This is a genomic window from Anaerostipes caccae L1-92 (genome assembly GCF_014467075.1).
In the GTDB taxonomy this organism is placed as follows: domain Bacteria; phylum Bacillota; class Clostridia; order Lachnospirales; family Lachnospiraceae; genus Anaerostipes; species Anaerostipes caccae.
On record NZ_AP023027.1, the window covers coordinates 463622 to 480092 of the forward strand.

The 16471-nt window shown below is 46.6% G+C and carries 19 protein-coding genes; 14 read left to right on the forward strand and 5 right to left on the reverse strand.

Translation table 11 applies throughout. The features are described 5' to 3' along the window. The first annotated feature begins 198 nt into the window (after nucleotides 1–198). Complete coding sequence (locus tag ANCC_RS17965) at nucleotides 199–507, forward strand: Abi family protein (RefSeq protein WP_006567618.1); 309 nt, start codon at nucleotides 199–201, stop codon at nucleotides 505–507. Nucleotides 508–623: 116 nt separating this feature from the next. Here ANCC_RS17965 and ANCC_RS02370 read toward each other — a convergent pair whose 3' ends face one another. The 3 genes from ANCC_RS02370 to ANCC_RS02380 form a co-directional block, all read right to left on the reverse strand. After that, complete coding sequence (locus ANCC_RS02370) at nucleotides 624–2027, reverse strand: MFS transporter (protein ID WP_006567617.1); 1404 nt, start codon at nucleotides 2025–2027, stop codon at nucleotides 624–626. Nucleotides 2028–2075: 48 nt separating this feature from the next. Further along, a complete protein-coding gene (gene iolG / locus ANCC_RS02375; RefSeq protein WP_006567616.1) occupies nucleotides 2076–3089 on the reverse strand; it encodes an inositol 2-dehydrogenase in 1014 nt (337 codons plus the stop codon). Nucleotides 3090–3301: 212 nt separating this feature from the next. Next, nucleotides 3302–3997, reverse strand: a complete 696-nt coding sequence (locus tag ANCC_RS02380; RefSeq protein ID WP_022261265.1) for an adaptor protein MecA — start codon at nucleotides 3995–3997, stop codon at nucleotides 3302–3304. Between the two features lie 260 nt (nucleotides 3998–4257). On the opposite strand from ANCC_RS02380, the gene ANCC_RS02385 reads away from it, so the two are divergent. After that, on the forward strand, nucleotides 4258–4455 hold the full coding sequence (locus tag ANCC_RS02385; RefSeq protein ID WP_022261266.1) for a hypothetical protein: 198 nt from the start codon (nucleotides 4258–4260) through the stop codon (nucleotides 4453–4455). Between the two features lie 45 nt (nucleotides 4456–4500). Here the strand turns inward: ANCC_RS02385 and ANCC_RS02390 are convergent, their stop codons facing one another. After that, on the reverse strand, nucleotides 4501–5187 hold the full coding sequence (locus tag ANCC_RS02390) for an N-acetylmuramoyl-L-alanine amidase (protein WP_006567613.1): 687 nt from the start codon (nucleotides 5185–5187) through the stop codon (nucleotides 4501–4503). Nucleotides 5188–5350: 163 nt separating this feature from the next. Next, nucleotides 5351–6802 carry an alanine/glycine:cation symporter family protein gene (locus ANCC_RS02395; protein ID WP_006567611.1) on the reverse strand — a complete coding sequence of 484 codons (1452 nt, stop codon included), beginning with the start codon at nucleotides 6800–6802 and terminating at the stop codon, nucleotides 5351–5353. 140 nt (nucleotides 6803–6942) lie between these two features. Here ANCC_RS02395 and ANCC_RS02400 point away from each other — a divergent pair, with 140 nt between their 5' ends. The 12 genes from ANCC_RS02400 to atpC all read left to right on the forward strand — a co-directional run bounded on the left by ANCC_RS02400 (nucleotide 6943) and on the right by atpC (nucleotide 16432). Further along, nucleotides 6943–7998 carry an L-threonylcarbamoyladenylate synthase gene (locus ANCC_RS02400; protein ID WP_006567610.1) on the forward strand — a complete coding sequence of 352 codons (1056 nt, stop codon included), beginning with the start codon at nucleotides 6943–6945 and terminating at the stop codon, nucleotides 7996–7998. A gap of 12 nt (nucleotides 7999–8010) precedes the next feature. After that, nucleotides 8011–8892 carry a ribose 5-phosphate isomerase B gene (gene rpiB / locus ANCC_RS02405; protein WP_156340650.1) on the forward strand — a complete coding sequence of 294 codons (882 nt, stop codon included), beginning with the start codon at nucleotides 8011–8013 and terminating at the stop codon, nucleotides 8890–8892. 446 nt (nucleotides 8893–9338) lie between these two features. Continuing rightward, nucleotides 9339–9575: an AtpZ/AtpI family protein gene (locus ANCC_RS02410; RefSeq protein WP_006567607.1), complete on the forward strand. Its 237-nt coding sequence runs from the start codon at nucleotides 9339–9341 to the stop codon at nucleotides 9573–9575. Then, nucleotides 9559–9990 (forward strand): hypothetical protein, encoded by a 432-nt coding sequence (locus ANCC_RS02415; RefSeq protein ID WP_009289356.1) that lies wholly within the window; start codon nucleotides 9559–9561, stop codon nucleotides 9988–9990. The genes ANCC_RS02410 and ANCC_RS02415 overlap by 17 nt, the downstream gene beginning before the upstream one ends. 15 nt (nucleotides 9991–10005) lie before the next feature. Continuing rightward, nucleotides 10006–10734: a F0F1 ATP synthase subunit A gene (gene atpB / locus ANCC_RS02420; protein ID WP_006567605.1), complete on the forward strand. Its 729-nt coding sequence runs from the start codon at nucleotides 10006–10008 to the stop codon at nucleotides 10732–10734. 61 nt (nucleotides 10735–10795) lie between these two features. After that, complete coding sequence (gene atpE / locus ANCC_RS02425) at nucleotides 10796–11059, forward strand: ATP synthase F0 subunit C (RefSeq protein WP_006567604.1); 264 nt, start codon at nucleotides 10796–10798, stop codon at nucleotides 11057–11059. A 76-nt stretch (nucleotides 11060–11135) separates the two neighbouring features. After that, nucleotides 11136–11651, forward strand: a complete 516-nt coding sequence (gene atpF / locus ANCC_RS02430; RefSeq protein WP_006567603.1) for a F0F1 ATP synthase subunit B — start codon at nucleotides 11136–11138, stop codon at nucleotides 11649–11651. Then, on the forward strand, nucleotides 11639–12184 hold the full coding sequence (atpH, locus tag ANCC_RS02435) for an ATP synthase F1 subunit delta (RefSeq protein WP_006567602.1): 546 nt from the start codon (nucleotides 11639–11641) through the stop codon (nucleotides 12182–12184). The genes atpF and atpH overlap by 13 nt, the downstream gene beginning before the upstream one ends. 27 nt (nucleotides 12185–12211) lie before the next feature. Next, nucleotides 12212–13723 (forward strand): F0F1 ATP synthase subunit alpha, encoded by a 1512-nt coding sequence (atpA, locus tag ANCC_RS02440; protein ID WP_006567601.1) that lies wholly within the window; start codon nucleotides 12212–12214, stop codon nucleotides 13721–13723. Between the two features lie 14 nt (nucleotides 13724–13737). Continuing rightward, complete coding sequence (atpG, locus tag ANCC_RS02445) at nucleotides 13738–14595, forward strand: ATP synthase F1 subunit gamma (RefSeq protein WP_006567600.1); 858 nt, start codon at nucleotides 13738–13740, stop codon at nucleotides 14593–14595. Nucleotides 14596–14614: 19 nt separating this feature from the next. Next, a complete protein-coding gene (gene atpD, locus ANCC_RS02450; RefSeq protein WP_006567599.1) occupies nucleotides 14615–16012 on the forward strand; it encodes a F0F1 ATP synthase subunit beta in 1398 nt (465 codons plus the stop codon). Nucleotides 16013–16024: 12 nt separating this feature from the next. After that, on the forward strand, nucleotides 16025–16432 hold the full coding sequence (atpC, locus tag ANCC_RS02455; RefSeq protein ID WP_006567598.1) for an ATP synthase F1 subunit epsilon: 408 nt from the start codon (nucleotides 16025–16027) through the stop codon (nucleotides 16430–16432). The last annotated feature ends 39 nt before the right edge of the window (nucleotides 16433–16471 follow it).

Sequence of the window (16471 nt, forward strand, 5' to 3'; positions counted from 1 at the left end):
GTAAATTAAACAATTTAATAAACAAATATTTGTAAATATGATTGAAATTGTATAATGATATTAACAGAGCCCACCACGCCTCTGATTTCTATGCGCAACCCGGTGGGACTTTTTTCATTTATAGAGTGTTTCATGTATTAGTATCCAAAACAAATATTAACGATAACGCAGCAAATACAATCGTACATTGATTCAGATATGGAGATTGTCTCTCAAGAGGATGCAGAAAAAGCATTAAAAATAATTGGTTATTATCGGCTGAGGGGATATTCGTTTCAATTATATAATAACTCTACCAAAAAATATATTTTGGGAACCAAATTTGAAGATATTCTGACATTATATCGTCTCGATCAAAAGCTCTCTGACCTGATATTCTCAATGATATCTAAAATAGAGGTTGCATTAAAAGCTCATTTAGTAGAAGCTTTGCTAATTCATGGAGATGCATTGATTCTGAAGGATTCTTCAATTTTCAAAAGAACATCTCAGTGTATGAATACATAAAATAAAGGACAGAACTAATCAAGTATATTATGTACAAATCGCTTAGGCTTCTGGCGGAGTGTTGTGATAAAAACCCCGCCATTTTTATAGCCTGTTTTTTATTTTATAAGAAGTCGCTACAATTCACCTCTGGCTTCACGGTCGATCAATTCTTTCATAATCGAATCGTACTGTTTATCCAGTTTGTAGAACGAAAGCGTGATGACCGCTAATGCCGCAACAATGACCGGCCCTACTTTATAAATGTTGATGATCATGTTCAGTGCAGATCCTGGCTGTGTCACAGCACCGGCGGCAGAACTGATATATCCTGACAGAGAGAGGAGTCCTGTCATGGCGGCAGATGCCACACCTGCGCCGACTTTTGTGCCGATGGAGCCTCCTGCAAAGATCAGGCTTTCCTGACGGATATGTGTCTTCCACTGACCAAATTCCACCACATCGCCGATCATTCCGAAGACAACTGCATTTAATGGAGCGAGTCCGACAGCACGAGTCACACAGCTCATGACCATCCACGGAAAGCTGTAAGGATTCAGGAAGAACAGAAGCTGCCCGGCCAGTGCGATAAATGCTCCGGCAAATGCAACGTTTCTTTTTCCGAATTTTCCGATCAGAGGCGCACAGGCAAAGATGCAGGCTACCAAAGTAAGAGTTTCCGTCAGATACAATGTACTGTACATCCAGGTATCGTTGTGGAAAATGTATTTACAATAGTATGGAAGGATGGTCCCTGAGATACCAAAGGATACACTCTGAAGCATCCATAATACGAGAACTGCCCAGAAGTATTGATTTGTGACAAGGGCTTTCAGGCCCTTTTTCAGAGGGATACTTTTTACTTTATCTTTGGCCGCAATGACAACGGTCTCTTTGCATTTGAGGAAACAGTTGATGAGCAGGATCAATGCAAGAACCGCCCAGATAGACATTGTCTTAACCCATGCAGCCTGATTATCCCCGAAGATCTTTACTAACGGAAGAGTAAAGGTAACGGCTACGATACGTCCGATCGGTGACAATCCCATTCTAACGACACTCAGCATATCTCTCTCAGAAGAGACGCGTGTCATCATGGCAGAAAGGCTTCCATATGGAAGATTAATAGCTGTATAACAGACTGTGGTACAAAAATTATATGTAACAAACAGGTAGATTCCCTGAACGATTCCGGTTGTATGAGGCACAGTGAAAAGCAGTACGGCTGAAAGAGCATAAGGGATGCTCATCCATAAGATCCACGGCCTTGATTTTCCCCATTTTGAGTTGGTGTGCTCAACGATGACACCCATGATTAAGTCAGACACTCCGTCAAACAGCCGGGAAAGCAGCATGACCAATCCGACAGTTGCCGGATTGATTCCAACATAATCAGTATAAAAAAGCGTAAGCAATGTACCGATCATTCCGAAGATTACATTACATGCCACGTCCCCGCCTGCGTAGGAGACCCGGGTTCCCCAGGTGAGTTTGTGGCCTTTGACATAGTTTTTATCCATTTTTCTTCTCCTTAATTTCATATGGCATGACAGCCTGCCCGCCGGGAAAACCGGCAGGCTGGTGTTTCTTTATACCGTGATTTCAGAAATTTTTACAGGGCGGTGTTCTTCCAGTGATTTCTTAGCTGCAAGCCCCATGAGTACCGGCTCAAGTCCGTCCATAACTCCCAGAGGTGTGTCTGTGTCTTTTTCAATGGCGTCGATAAAGCATTTAATTTCTTTTGCGTAAGCGGCCATATAGCGCTCCAGGAAGAAGTAAAGAGGTTTTTCTCCGGTTACACCGTCTGCATTGCTGATCACGGCTGAGGATACGGAATCATTTGCGGTAGCAACCATTCCTTTTGATCCGAATACTTCGGCTCTCTGATCGTATCCGTAAACAGCTTTTCTTGAGTTGTCGATGACTGCGAGCGCGCCATTTTTCATTTTTAAAGTAATGACTGCAGTGTCCACATCCCCTGCCTCACCGATGGCCGGATCTACTAAGACGGCTGCTTCCACATATACCTCTTCGGCATCACATCCTGCCAGGAAGCGTACCATATCAAAGTCATGGATCGTCATGTCAAGGAACATTCCGCCGGAGACTTTTACATAATCAGCACTTGGCGGTTCAGGGTCTCTGGATGTCACTTTGATGATCTGTGTCTCACCGATCTTTCCGGCAGCCACGGCATCTCTTACTGCTTCAAAGTTGTGGTCGAACCGGCGGTTAAATCCTACCTGATACTTTACATTGCTTTTTTTCAGAGCGTCTACGACTTCCTGGATTTTCTTTACGTCATGATCGATCGGCTTTTCACAGAAGACATGTTTTCCTGCCTCGATGGCTTCCACTGATATTGGAGAATGTGTATCTGTGGAAGAACATATTAAAACAGCATCAATCTGAGGATCATTTAAGATATCTTTGTAATCTCTGGTTGTTTTTTCAACACCCATTTCTTTTGCCCATGCCGCTGTATCCTCTGCCATAAAAGGATCTGCAAGTGTTTTCACCTTTGCGTTGCTAACTTGTGTACAGATGCTTTCTACATGTACTCTTCCGATTCTTCCTGCTCCAATAATACCTACATTTACCATAATAAAAACGTCCTTTCTTATATTCAACTGGTCTGATTTCTTTATGAGTTAATCATATCAGGACAAAGATATTACCAAAACTAGTACTTTTTTTGGATTATGTAGTATTTTTATATAAAATTATGGGTGAATTATTTTTTGTGTCTTTTTTTTGGAACAAAAAAAGAACCCGCATCAATAAACACAGGTTCTTTCCTTTTTATTATGTTAAGTTAAAATTCGGCTATCTGCCGGATCGCATCCTCAGAAAGGATGGTTTGAAAATGTTCATCAAATAAAGCCTTAGTCGCATAAGTATTTGGGATACGTTTGCTGTACTCTGAAAGTCTGCTGCGGACTTTTGTAAAGTCATACTTGTTGTCCTCGGCAGACAGGCAGAGATAATAACAGTTATTTTCGGTATCTTTATATAAGCGGCTTTCATGCGGAAAGCTTATCACCAGTTTTGCTGCATAAGCTACTTCTTCCAGGGAAGAAAAGCAGTATACGTCACAGTTGGAATCCATAATGGCCAGATGCATTGCATCAGCCAGTTCGGACAGATCGCTGTCAGAAGCATCGTCGAGGAAATTGAGAACTCCGTCGGAATCTTCCAGGTTCATATTGCCGGATGAAATCTTTGAGTTGACTAATTTCTCGTAACGGTCATTAAACTGATCGGCGTCTTCCACTTTCGTGACGACGAGTATCAGACATTCCTGGGAGACCGGGATCGCTTCTACCATAAGAGGAATGTTATTGGTCTCAAAACCTAATTCCTGAGAAGCTTTCTTCATCAGTTCGCGGAACAGTCCTTTGGCCTTATCGGAACCAAATGCCAGTTCGTTGAGCAGTGTCTCTTTTCCAGCAAGGTCAGCTTTATTCAAAGTACATCGGATTTGATTGTCACTAATTCGTTCTATCTTCATAGTCATCACTCCCTTACTTTATATTATAGTATAGTATCTGAATGCATATGTGTAAAGTGTTTCTGAATAACTTACAAAAATATACAGAAATACTTGAAATAATTTACAGAATTTGCTATTATAAACTTACAGCATATGGAAAAGAGCTCTTTCCTTCGCTGAGGCGCCGCATCTTCGCTGCCTTTTCGGCAGTGTCTTAAATTTATATATCATAGCACTTTTCTGGCTCATTTCACAAACATTTCAGAATGGAGATTATCATGGGACATCGCAGTGATTTATTGGATTATTTAGAACTTGGATTGGCAGTCCAGGTCGATGGAATACCCGTAGACAACAGCAATCAGGAACAAATGGATCTTATGCTTGAGGAAGATGATTCCTACATGAAAGACTTCATTGATGATGAGAAAGGGGAGATCTGTGCCGTCTATTATCAAAAAGTAACCAATCATTAAACAATGCGTCATCTATACCAGTAGTATCTCAATTAAGCCAAGGGATTATTTCTCTTGGCTTAAATAGGATTGAATTCCCTTATAGATGGCCTGTGCTGCTTTCTCCTGATAAGCTTTATCCTGAAGTTTCTGCTTTTCTTCTTCATTGCTCAGAAAACCGCACTCTGCGATGACAGTTACATAAGGATTATCCCGAAGAAGAAAGTAATCGCTGTTTGCTTTTGCCACTCTGTGGTTGTCTGGATCTAAATTTTCAACCAGAGAACTTTGCAGGCAGTCAGCAAGCTGTTTCCCTTTTTGAGACCCCTGATAGTAAAATACCTGTGCACCGTGTACTTCACCGCTGGGATAGCTGTTCTGATGAACACTCACCACAAGAACCGGCTCGGCATCAAAGATAATCTGCTTCCTGTTGGAAAGATCGGAAACTTTCACGTTGGTCGTGCTGGTGGCCAGATTGTAGTCGCCGTCCCTGGTCATTTTTACCTTGAATTTTTTCTTCTCCAGGATCGTTTTTAATTTTTTTGATATGGCCAGATTGATGTCTTTTTCCAGCACATCTCCGCTGCCGACTTTTCCGGGATCATTGCCGCCGTGTCCGGGATCGATGATGATGACATTCTGTTTCCCGATCGTCTGGTTTACAAAGATCGGAAGGGTGATCGAGGAAATATAGAGCAGGACGATGATACAGAAGATCGCGCCCCCTAAAAGTTGTTTACGATATTTCATTTGGAGACCTCAGGACTTTTGTAATATTATATTCAGAACAAGGCCTGATATATGAATGACATTTTCCGCATGATTTCCGCTCGGCTCTTAGAATGCCTCGCTCCAATCATGCAGAAAATGGACATAATGTATGATTTGTTAAAAGTTCTGATCTGTGATTTGGTCATTTTGGAAATTTTCTTTTGATGTCGTGCCGTCCCAGGTATTCGCCGGTCATTTTTACGACCTGGCCAGACAGCAGTGTGATGGAGATCAGATTCGGTATGGCCATCAACCCGTTAAAGGTATCCGAAAGGTTCCAGACAAAGGATAAGTGCAGAATGGAGCCTAAAAATATAAAATAGAGAAAAACAAGTTTATAATTGGTGACGGCTTTTCTGCCAAATAAATAGACGGCTGCCGTCTCACCGTAAAAGGACCAGCCGATGAGGGTGGCAAATGCAAAGAATACGATGGCGATGGATACGAAGGCGGAGCCCCAGGAGCCGAAGACTGTGGAGAAGGCAGCGCTGGTCAGGGGGACTCCGTTGGGCAGTGAATCAAAATGAATCGTGGTGCCCTGGGCCGCATCCAGAGCCATAGCCTTGAGATAGGTTCCCTCGTCATAGACACCGGAAGTGAGGATCGTAAGGGCTGTGATGGTACACATCACAACCGTGTCGGTAAATACTTCAAAGATACCCCACATGCCCTGGACAACGGGTTCTTTTGTGTCGGAGTTTGTATGTACGGTGACGGAACTTCCCAATCCTGCCTCATTGGAAAAGACCCCGCGGGAGATTCCTTTTTTCATAGCAATGGTGATCCCGTAGCCAAGGACACCTCCTCCGGCAGCTTTTGGTGAGAAGGCACCGTGGAGGATCGAATGGATTGTGGATGGAATCCGGTCCATGTGGACAAAAATAATCACAATACAGCCCAGTGTGAATAAGGCAGCCATGACCGGGATGATCTTTTCTGTCACGCCGGCGATCCGTTTGATGCCTCCCATTATGACGAAACCTACCATGAACAGGGTGACGAGACCTGTGATCACCGGGGAAATTGAAAAGGTGGAGGAGAGCGCGGAGGCCATAGAGTTTGCCTGTGCCATGTTTCCGATCCCGAGAGAAGCGAGAATACAGAATGCGGCAAAAAGAGAGGCCAGCCATTTTGCGCCGAGGCCCCGTTCCATATAGACCATGGCACCTCCGGCCCATTTTCCGTTTTTGTCCCGATAACGGTATTTCATTCCGAGTGTGACTTCCGCATAATGTGTCATCATTCCCAGGATCGAAGAAATCCACATCCAGAAAATAGCCCCGGGTCCTCCGGCAGTGATGGCAGTGGCGACTCCGGCGATATTTCCGGTTCCCAGGGTCCCGGCCAGGGCGGTGCAGAGGGACTGAAACTGTGAGATGGAAGCCGAATCCTTTGTTTTTCTTACCTCAGATTTTTTCAAAGAGGACAAGAGCGTGGAAGAGATCCACAATCTGAAATGTCTTAACTGGAAGCATTTTGTCCTAAGTGTAAACATCAGGCCGACACCTAAGAAACAGGCCAGCATAGGAGTTCCCCAGATAAAGGAATTGAATGCATCATTCAGACGGCTGATCAGAGAAAATATTTGAACCATATATCAAACCTCTTTGCGGCAATTAAAGTATTATATTCAGCCAGGCAGCAGGTTTATGATTTATGGCGGAAAACTCCCTGCTTTATTTTTTAGGAAAAGTTTGTTATAATGATTGTTAATGGGTTTTTCTCAGAAGAAGGATGGGTTTTATGAAGACAATAGTGAGAAACGTTGAAAACAAGGACAATAAGGAAGCGATCCGGGAAGCTGCCGGGCTTCTTCGGGAGGGGAAACTGGTAGCTTTTCCCACGGAGACAGTCTATGGACTTGGAGGCAGCGGCTGGATGGAAGAGGCCGCATCCAGAATCTACGAGGCAAAAGGGAGACCCTCTGACAATCCTCTCATCCTTCATATCGGGAGCATGGAGATGATCGATGAGATCGCATCTTGCGTACCGGGGCCTGCCAAAAAAGCGATGGATGCTTTCTGGCCGGGTCCGCTGACCGTGATCCTGCCCAAAAGCGACAAGGTTCCATACCGGGTTACCGGGGGACTCGATTCCGTAGCCGTCCGGATGCCCAGTCATCCTGCAGCGCTGGCCCTGCTGAGAGAGGCGGGTGTTCCTGTGGCCGCGCCCAGCGCCAACACTTCGGGAAGGCCCAGCCCCACAAAGGCGGAACATGTGGTAGAAGACCTGGACGGCAAGATCCCGATGGTATTGGACGGGGGAAAAGTAGAAGTGGGCGTCGAATCGACGATCGTTGATTTTACCGGAGAAGTACCGGTCATTTTAAGGCCGGGAAAGATTACAAAAGATGAACTTGAGAAGGCTCTTTCGACAGAGGTGCTGATGAGTACTCTGTCAGTGAAAGAGGATACAGTGCCCAGGGCACCTGGAATGAAGTACAAGCACTATGCGCCGAAAGCTCAGCTGGTCCTTATCCTTGGAGAGGACAGAGAGAAAGTAGCAGAGGAGATCACGAAAAGGGTCCGTGACTGCCGTGAACAGGGCATGAAGACCGGAGTTATTGCCACGGAAGAGACAATGGGCGGTTATGATGCAGATGAGGTAATCTCTGTGGGGAGCCGCAGCCATATGGAGACAGTGACGGCAAACCTCTATGACGTGCTGAGAGAATTTGACCACAGAGACGTGGATGTGATCTTTTCAGAGGGATTTGAAGGTGAAGAGTATGAAGAAGCGGTGATGAACCGTCTGGTGAAAGCAGCGGGACATCAGATGATCCGTGTTTAAAAGGAGATTAGTTTGAAAAAAATTATATTTGTAAGTACGAACAACACCTGCCGCAGTTTTATTGCGGAATCGGTGCTGCGGAAATATTTAAAAGACGCTCACAGAAGAGACATCCAGGTGGAGTCCAAAGGACTCGTCGTATTATTTCCGGAGCCGGTACACACAAAAGCAGCAGACCTGGTCAGGAAGAGCGGGATTGAGATCATAGATTTCAAAGCGTCCCAGCTCACACAGGAAGATGTGGAGACCAGTGATCTGATTCTCACCATGAATGATAAGCAGAAAGAAAAAGTACTGGAAGACTATCATGGATATAAGGAAGTGGCCACCATCAACGAGTATGCCAATGATGAGGGGGCGGTCATCGACCCTTACGGGATGGATGATGAAGACTATGAACATTGCTTTGTACAGATTACACAACTAATCCATAAAATCTGGAACCATAAGTTAGGAGGAAATGAAATGATAGGTATTGGAAGCGATCACGGCGGGTATGCGCTGAAACAGGCGGTTATTAAGCACCTGGAGGAGAAAGGGCACGCGGTAAAAGACTACGGATGCTACTCAGAGGAGTCTTGTGATTACCCGGTATATGCAAAAGCGGTGGCTGAGGGCATACTGAAGGACGAAGTGAAGCAGGGAATTCTGATCTGCGGAACAGGAATCGGTATTTCCATTACTGCCAATAAGATCAAAGGTATCCGGGCGGCACTGTGCGGAGACACATTCAGCGCAAGAGCAACAAGAGAACATAATAATGCCAACATACTGGCACTGGGGGCAAGAGTCACCGGAGAAGGCCTGGCACTTGATATCGTGGACACATTTTTAGAGACAAAATTTTCTAACGATGAGAGGCATATCCGCAGGATCAATATGATCGAGGACTAAATTTTAAGAAGATATTATACGGCATGGACAGCACTCGCGGCTTCTGTGCCGTATAACATTTTGACCAGTTTTCCGGCTTGCTGTCTCAGAGATGTAAGATTTCTTTATTCATTAGCCTTCTCCAGAAGATATTTCGTGTATTTCGTGCAAAAAGCTGCCGCACCTTTTTAGTGCGACAGTTTTTTTAGAGTTTTTTAAACCACTATTTCCGTCACGCTTTGAAATGCGCACTTCCAATAGTGCTAAAAATATCGTTGGATAGCTTCTTGTGTTCAAGGAATACTTGTCCGGAAAACAAGAAAAAGAATAAATACCAGATAAATATGGAAATAATAGCTACTGTAAAAGGAATGCCCTCGGTTACAGAGCTTTTTTTCCTAGCCATAATATGCTTTGGATGATATAATTACAAAGTGTGAGTAGAAACTTTTTTCAAGGAGGTCTTTATGAAGATCAATAAGGACATTGTCCGTTCGTTATCTCTGATAACACAGCTGGGAATTACGATTCTGACATCGACATTTCTGTGCATGTTTTTAGGCCTCTGGCTGGACCGAAAGTTTTCTACCCATTTTTTTATCCCGTTATTGATTCTGGGCATTGGCGGAGGACTGAGCGGTGCCTGGAAACTCATAAGGAATGTCAGTGAAGACCAGGAGGGTGATGATGACAGAAGAATTTAAAGAAATCAATCCCGTTCTTTTGGAATTGCTGGCCGGATTGGGGATCTACGGTGCGGCGGCCGGTGCAGCCGGCATGGTCACATCAGGGGGATCTCTGTACTTTCTGGCAGGGATTCTTGCGGGCCTGTTTTTTGCAGTCTGTCTGATCCTGAATATGTATCTGACCATTGATACTGCGCTGGATCTGGATCCCGAGTCTGCAAATAAGTATATGGTAAGGCGGACTCTGGTCCGCAAGGTTCTGACTGTCCTTGCGGCAGCTGTTGGGATTAAGATCCATATGCTGACATTTTCAGGGATCATACTTGGAGTTTTGGGGATTAAAATAGCCGCATATCTGCAGCCGCTGATCCACCGCCGTGTATCGGAAAGACGATCCGGCAGGAACGAAGAAGTAGAAAGTAAAATGAATTAAAAAGGAGGGAATGCTATGGGAATGATTCAGGCCCCCATGTTGGCTGCCGCATCGGGAAGTGATGTGGACTTCATGGTGCATGGGCTGATACCATTGAATTTTTTCGGGCATAAGGTATGGATCACCACCACTCATGTGACAACACTGATTGTCATGCTCTTTATAATGGTGCTGGCTTTGATCGCAAGGCGGAGCATCATGAAAGATTACGAAAAGCCGAGCGGGCTGGCCAATGCCGTGGAGCTGGTGGTAGAAATGCTGGATAAGCTGGTCAAGAGCACCATGGGAAAACATTGGAAGCCGTTTGCCAACTATATCGGAAGCATCATGTTTTTTATCTTTATCGCCAATACATCGGGACTGTTTGGGCTTCGGGCTCCGACGGCCGATTATGGGACTACCTTAAGCCTTGCGCTGATCACATTTGTGATGATCCAGTACAGCGCATTTAAGACACGGAAGTTTCGTATGTTTACGGATCTGTTTCAGCCGATTCCAGTGCTGTTTCCGGTCAATGTCATCGGTGAATTTGCAACTCCGGTGTCGCTGTCGCTGCGTCTGTTCGGAAACATCATGGCGGGGACCATTATGCTTTCGCTGTGGTACGGCCTGCTTCCGATCTTTGCGAAGCTGGGGCTTCCGGCATTTCTGCATGTATATTTTGACTTGTTTTCCGGTGCGATCCAGACCTTTGTATTTGCCATGCTGACCATGACATTTATCGCAGACAAGAGGAATGTATAAACCGGAAGAAACTATCAGGAGCAATAAAAAGAACAATTTTATTTTTTAGGAGGATTTTCTTATGAATATTTCAAGTGAAGCATTTGTATTAGGTTGTTCAGCAATCGGAGCGGGACTTGCGCTGATCGCAGGTATCGGACCTGGTGTAGGACAGGGATACGCAGCAGGACAGGGTGCGGCAGCCGTAGGACGCAATCCGGGCGCCAAGGGAGATATCATGTCTACGATGCTTCTCGGACAGGCAGTTGCAGAGACCACAGGTCTTTACGGATTGGTTATCGGCCTGATTCTGTTATACGCTAACCCGTTATTCGCTAAATTATAATCCGGGAGATAAAACGGCGGCAGAAGCCGTCGGAATATGACAAACCGGAGAGAATTCAGGGAAAGGAGGACAGGACGTGGACAGAATCTTTGGACTTGATATCCAGCTTGGATTTGACGTTTTATGCCAGGCAGTCGCGGTCTTCATCATGTTTGCATTTTTATCTTATGTATTATTTGAACCGGTCAGGAAACTTTTAAATGACCGCAAGAATAAAATCGCAGATGATCTGGATACTGCGGCGGCCGACAAAGAAGAGGCGGCCAGACTGAAAGCTGAGTATGAAGAAAAGATCAGGGATATAGAAAAAGAAGCCGATGAGATTTTAAGCCAGGCCAGAAAGAAAGCCCTGAAAAGGGAAGACGAGATCATTTCGGAGGCCAGACAGGAAGCGCTGAAGATCACAGAGCGGGCGGAAAATGAGATTGCGCTGGAAAAGAAAAAGGTCCGGGATCAGGTGAAACAGGAAATGATCCAGGTGGCAGTGGCTATGGCAGGCAAGATCATAACGGATAAGATCGATCCGGCAAAGCAGGATGCCCTTGTGGAAGAGACCTTAAAGGAGATGGGTGATCAGACATGGCGAAGCTAGTCAGCAAAACATATGGAGATGCCTATCTTTCGCTGGCAGAGGAAAAAGGAAATCTTGACTCTGTCAAAGAAGAAGTCCTCAGTGTGCGCCGGGTGTTTTCGGAGAGCGGGGAGCTCAATCAGATGCTTTCTCACCCCAAGATCGTAAAAGAAGAAAAAATGCGGATCCTGGAAACAGCATTTAAAGGCAGGATTTCTGAGGACATGATGGGCTTTTTGTTGGTCATTGTGAAAAAAGACCGATACCGTGACATAATGTCTGTTCTCGACTATATCATCGGCCGGATGAAGAAGAAAGAGGGGATAGGGAGCCTTTGGGTTGCCTCCGCTTTTGAACTGTCAGAAGGGCAGAAAAAGGACATTGTGGATCGTATGAAAGAACTGACAGATTACAGGGAGTTTGAAGTGGACTATGAGATCGATGAGCAGCTGATCGGAGGGCTGGTGCTCCGGCTCGACGACAGGGTCATCGACAGTTCCATAAGGACGAAGCTTCAGACCATGGGGAAAAGTCTGTCAAAAATACAGTTGTGATTATAGGCAAGGAGGCAAAAAAGCAAAATGAATTTAAGGCCAGAAGAGATCAGTTCTGTCATTAAAGAGCAGATCAAACAATACTCTACCAAGCTTGAAACCTCTGATATTGGAACCGTGATTCAGGTAGCCGACGGAATTGCAAGAATCCATGGCCTTGATGAGGCCATGCAGGGAGAACTTTTAGAATTCCCGGGGGAAGTATACGGAATGGTGCTGAACCTTGAGGAAGACAACGTCGGAGCCGTACTGCTGGGAGACCAGAAAAACATCAGTGAAGGAGATGTCGTAAAGACCACCGGAAGAGTCGTGGAAGTGCCGGTAGGTGACGCGATGACCGGACGTGTTGTGAATTCTCTGGGACAGCCGATCGACGGAAAAGGTCCGATCGAGACAGAAAAGTACCGTCCAATAGAAAGAGTAGCATCAGGAGTTATCTCAAGAAAATCCGTAGATACTCCGCTTCAGACAGGAATTAAAGCGATCGATGCCATGGTGCCGATCGGGCGCGGGCAGCGGGAACTGATCATCGGTGACCGCCAGACGGGTAAAACTGCGATTGCAGTGGATACGATCATCAACCAGAAAGGCCAGGGCGTCCATTGTATTTATGTGGCAATTGGTCAGAAATCGTCTACGGTTGCGAACATCGTAAAGACATTTGAAGAGTACGGAGCCATGGATTACACCACAGTGGTGGCATCCACAGCCAGTGAGCTGGCACCGCTCCAGTATATTGCCCCATACGCGGGATGTGCCATCGGGGAAGAGTGGATGGAAAACGGGGAGGATGTTCTTGTCATTTATGACGACTTGAGCAAACATGCAACCGCATACCGTACCCTGTCCCTTCTGCTTCGGAGACCTCCGGGACGTGAGGCTTATCCGGGAGACGTCTTCTATCTTCACTCAAGACTTCTGGAAAGGGCAGCCAAGCTGTCCGATGAACTGGGAGGAGGTTCTCTGACAGCCCTTCCGCTCATCGAGACCCAGGCAGGCGATGTATCTGCCTATATTCCGACCAATGTTATTTCCATCACGGACGGACAGATTTATCTGGAGACCGAGATGTTCAATGCGGGATTCCGTCCTGCGATCAATGCGGGTCTCTCCGTATCCAGAGTAGGCGGTGCGGCACAGATCAAAGCGATGAAAAAGATCGCCGGGCCGATCCGTACCGACCTTGCCCAGTACAGGGAGCTCGCCGCTTTTGCCCAGTTTGGTTCAGAACTGGACGATGATACGAAAGAGCGTCTGGCACAGGGTGAGAGGATTAAGGAAGTTCTCAAACAGCCTCAGTATCAGCCGCTTCCGGTAGAACAGCAGGTGGTGATCATTTACGCGGCTACCAGAAAATATCTCCTGGAGATCAAGGTGGATGACATCTTAGCCTTCCAGAAGGAGCTGTTTGAGCTGATCGACACAAAATATCCGGATGTGTTCCGGTCAATCCGGGAGACGAAGGAGCTTGGAAAAGAGACGGAAGAAATGCTGATCACTGCGATCAAAGAGTGCAGGCAGCAGTTTGAGGCAAAGTAAAGAGGTGAGCTTTTATGGCATCAATAGTTGATATAAAAAGAAGAAAAGCCAGTATCGAGAGCACCGGACAGATTACAAAGGCGATGAAGCTTGTCTCAACGGTAAAGCTTCAGAGAGCAAGAGCGAGGGCCGAGGAATCCAGGACTTATTTTGACAAGATGTACCGGACCGTATCTTCAATCTTAGCCCAGTCAGATAATATCGACCATCCGTATTTAAAGTCTAACGGTTCGCAGAAGAAAGCAGTGATCGCTGTATCCTCCAACCGGGGACTGGCCGGCGGTTACAATAACAATATTGTAAAAATGATCCGTGACAGCGGACTCGCAAGGGAAGATGTAATGATCTACGGAGTCGGACATAAGGCTATGGACAGTCTGGCAAACAGGGGTTATCATATTGTCGCCGATGACTCTGAGATGATCGACGAACCGGAGTACGAAGATGCCGTCAATCTGGGAAACCGTGTCTTAAAGGCCTTCGAGGACGGGGAGATCGGTGAGATCTATCTGGCATATACCAATTTTAAAAATACGGTAGTTCATGAGCCGACCATGATCAAACTGCTTCCTGTGGAGATCGATTCAAAGGAAAAAGACGGGGAAGACTCCAAGACACTCATGAACTATGAGCCGGAACCGGAAGAAGCTTTATCCATGCTGATTCCCAAGTACGTCTGCAGTCTGATCTTCGGTGCGCTTGTCACATCGGTTGCCAGCGAAAACGGTGCCAGGATGCAGGCCATGGATTCGGCAACGACCAATGCCGAAGAATTAATTGACAACTTAAGCCTTGCCTATAACCGGGCAAGACAGGGCGCTATCACGCAGGAATTGACAGAAATCATTTCAGGAGCGGAGGCGCTGGAATAGAAGTAGGAGGAATTATTAAATGGCAGATAATCATACAGGGAAGATCACCCAGATTATTGGTGCGGTTTTAGATATCAAGTTCAGTGACGGGCATCTGCCGGAGATCAATGACGCCATTGATATTATGACAAAGCAGGGCGGGAAGCTGGTTGTAGAGGTTTCCCAGCATCTGGGCGATGACACCGTGAGATGTATTGCGATGGGACCGACGGACGGTCTGGTCAGGGGGATGGAGGCTGTCTGCACAGGCGGGCCGATCTCCGTCCCGGTAGGAGAGCAGACCCTGGGAAGAATGTTTAACGTTCTTGGAGATCCTATCGACAATAAACCGGCCCCTGAGAATGCAAAACGCCAGCCGATCCACAGAAAGGCTCCGGCTTTCAAGGACCAGTCCACAGAGACTGAGGTGCTGGAGACAGGCATCAAGGTCGTAGACCTTTTATGCCCGTACCAGAAAGGCGGAAAGATTGGACTGTTCGGCGGTGCCGGCGTAGGAAAGACGGTCCTGATTCAGGAACTGATCCGAAACATTGCCACAGAGCACGGCGGATATTCCGTTTTCACCGGAGTAGGAGAACGAACCAGAGAGGGAAATGACCTTTACCATGAAATGAGTGAGTCAGGAGTTATCGACAAGACTGCTATGGTATTCGGTCAGATGAATGAACCGCCGGGAGCACGTATGCGGGTCGGCCTTACCGGACTGACCATCGCAGAAAACTTCCGTGATGAGGGCGGAAAAGATGTCCTGTTGTTTATCGACAACATCTTCCGTTTCACCCAGGCGGGCTCCGAGGTGTCAGCACTCCTTGGACGTATGCCGAGTGCGGTTGGATACCAGCCGACTCTCCAGACCGAGATGGGTGCTCTCCAGGAGCGGATTACTTCGACCAAAGACGGTTCCATCACATCCGTGCAGGCAGTCTATGTGCCGGCCGATGACTTGACGGACCCGGCACCGGCGACAACCTTTGCCCATCTGGATGCCACAACCGTACTCTCCCGTGCCATCGTGGAACAGGGAATTTATCCGGCAGTGGATCCCCTGGAGTCCACATCGAGAATCCTGGACCCGAAGATCGTCGGGGAAGAACACTACCAGGTGGCCAGAGGGGTGCAGGAGATTCTTCAGAGATATAAAGAACTCCAGGATATTATTGCAATCCTCGGTATGGATGAGCTTTCTGATGAAGAAAAGCTGATCGTAGACCGGGCCAGAAAGATTCAGCGGTTCCTGTCCCAGCCGTTCTTCGTGGCAGAACAGTTTACGGGTACAGTTGGAAAATATGTAACCTTAAATGATACGATCCAGGGCTTCAAAGAAATATTAGACGGAAAGCATGACGACATTCCGGAGGGTATGTTCCTGAATGCGGGAAGTATTGATGAGGTTGTGGAACGTGCGAAAGCAAAGTAGGCAGGTGATCCTATGGCTGAAAATCTGATGAAACTGGAAGTAACGACTCCGGACCGCTCTTTTTATGCGGGAGAGGTCCGGATGGCTGAGTTTACGACCACAGAAGGGAATGTGGGAATCTACCCAAAACATATTCCGATGACAATGATCATAGCTCCTGGTATCCTGACCATCACGGAGTCAGACGGAACGAAGAAACAGGCTGCTTTGATGAAGGGGTTTGTGGAGATCACGAAGGAGGCTGTCAATATCTTAGCAGAGGTTGCGGAATGGCCGGGTGAGATCGACTTAGAGCGGGTGGAGCGTGCCAAAAGGCGTGCCCAGGAACGCCTGAAACACAAGAGCGATACAGACCTTCACAGAGCTGAAATGTCTTTGAGGAGAGCTCTGGTCAGAGAAGAATTATCAAAAAGGATGTAGACAGAACATATTTCTGGACGGGCAGCTGTGAGAGCCGTG

Bases quoted from the DNA above. Each gene is read 5' to 3' on its own strand.
- ANCC_RS17965 (WP_006567618.1), top strand. From the start codon at position 199: ATGGAGATTGTCTCTCAAGAGGATGCAGAAAAAGCATTAAAAATAATT.
- ANCC_RS02370 (WP_006567617.1), bottom strand. From the start codon at position 2,027: ATGAAATTAAGGAGAAGAAAAATGGATAAAAACTATGTCAAAGGCCAC.
- iolG (WP_006567616.1), bottom strand. From the start codon at position 3,089: ATGGTAAATGTAGGTATTATTGGAGCAGGAAGAATCGGAAGAGTACAT.
- ANCC_RS02380 (WP_022261265.1), bottom strand. From the start codon at position 3,997: ATGAAGATAGAACGAATTAGTGACAATCAAATCCGATGTACTTTGAAT.
- ANCC_RS02385 (WP_022261266.1), top strand. From the start codon at position 4,258: ATGGGACATCGCAGTGATTTATTGGATTATTTAGAACTTGGATTGGCA.
- ANCC_RS02390 (WP_006567613.1), bottom strand. From the start codon at position 5,187: ATGAAATATCGTAAACAACTTTTAGGGGGCGCGATCTTCTGTATCATC.
- ANCC_RS02395 (WP_006567611.1), bottom strand. From the start codon at position 6,802: ATGGTTCAAATATTTTCTCTGATCAGCCGTCTGAATGATGCATTCAAT.
- ANCC_RS02400 (WP_006567610.1), top strand. From the start codon at position 6,943: ATGGGTTTTATGAAGACAATAGTGAGAAACGTTGAAAACAAGGACAAT.
- ANCC_RS02410 (WP_006567607.1), top strand. From the start codon at position 9,339: ATGAAGATCAATAAGGACATTGTCCGTTCGTTATCTCTGATAACACAG.
- ANCC_RS02415 (WP_009289356.1), top strand. From the start codon at position 9,559: ATGACAGAAGAATTTAAAGAAATCAATCCCGTTCTTTTGGAATTGCTG.
- atpB (WP_006567605.1), top strand. From the start codon at position 10,006: ATGGGAATGATTCAGGCCCCCATGTTGGCTGCCGCATCGGGAAGTGAT.
- atpE (WP_006567604.1), top strand. From the start codon at position 10,796: ATGAATATTTCAAGTGAAGCATTTGTATTAGGTTGTTCAGCAATCGGA.
- atpH (WP_006567602.1), top strand. From the start codon at position 11,639: ATGGCGAAGCTAGTCAGCAAAACATATGGAGATGCCTATCTTTCGCTG.
- atpA (WP_006567601.1), top strand. From the start codon at position 12,212: ATGAATTTAAGGCCAGAAGAGATCAGTTCTGTCATTAAAGAGCAGATC.
- atpG (WP_006567600.1), top strand. From the start codon at position 13,738: ATGGCATCAATAGTTGATATAAAAAGAAGAAAAGCCAGTATCGAGAGC.
- atpD (WP_006567599.1), top strand. From the start codon at position 14,615: ATGGCAGATAATCATACAGGGAAGATCACCCAGATTATTGGTGCGGTT.
- atpC (WP_006567598.1), top strand. From the start codon at position 16,025: ATGGCTGAAAATCTGATGAAACTGGAAGTAACGACTCCGGACCGCTCT.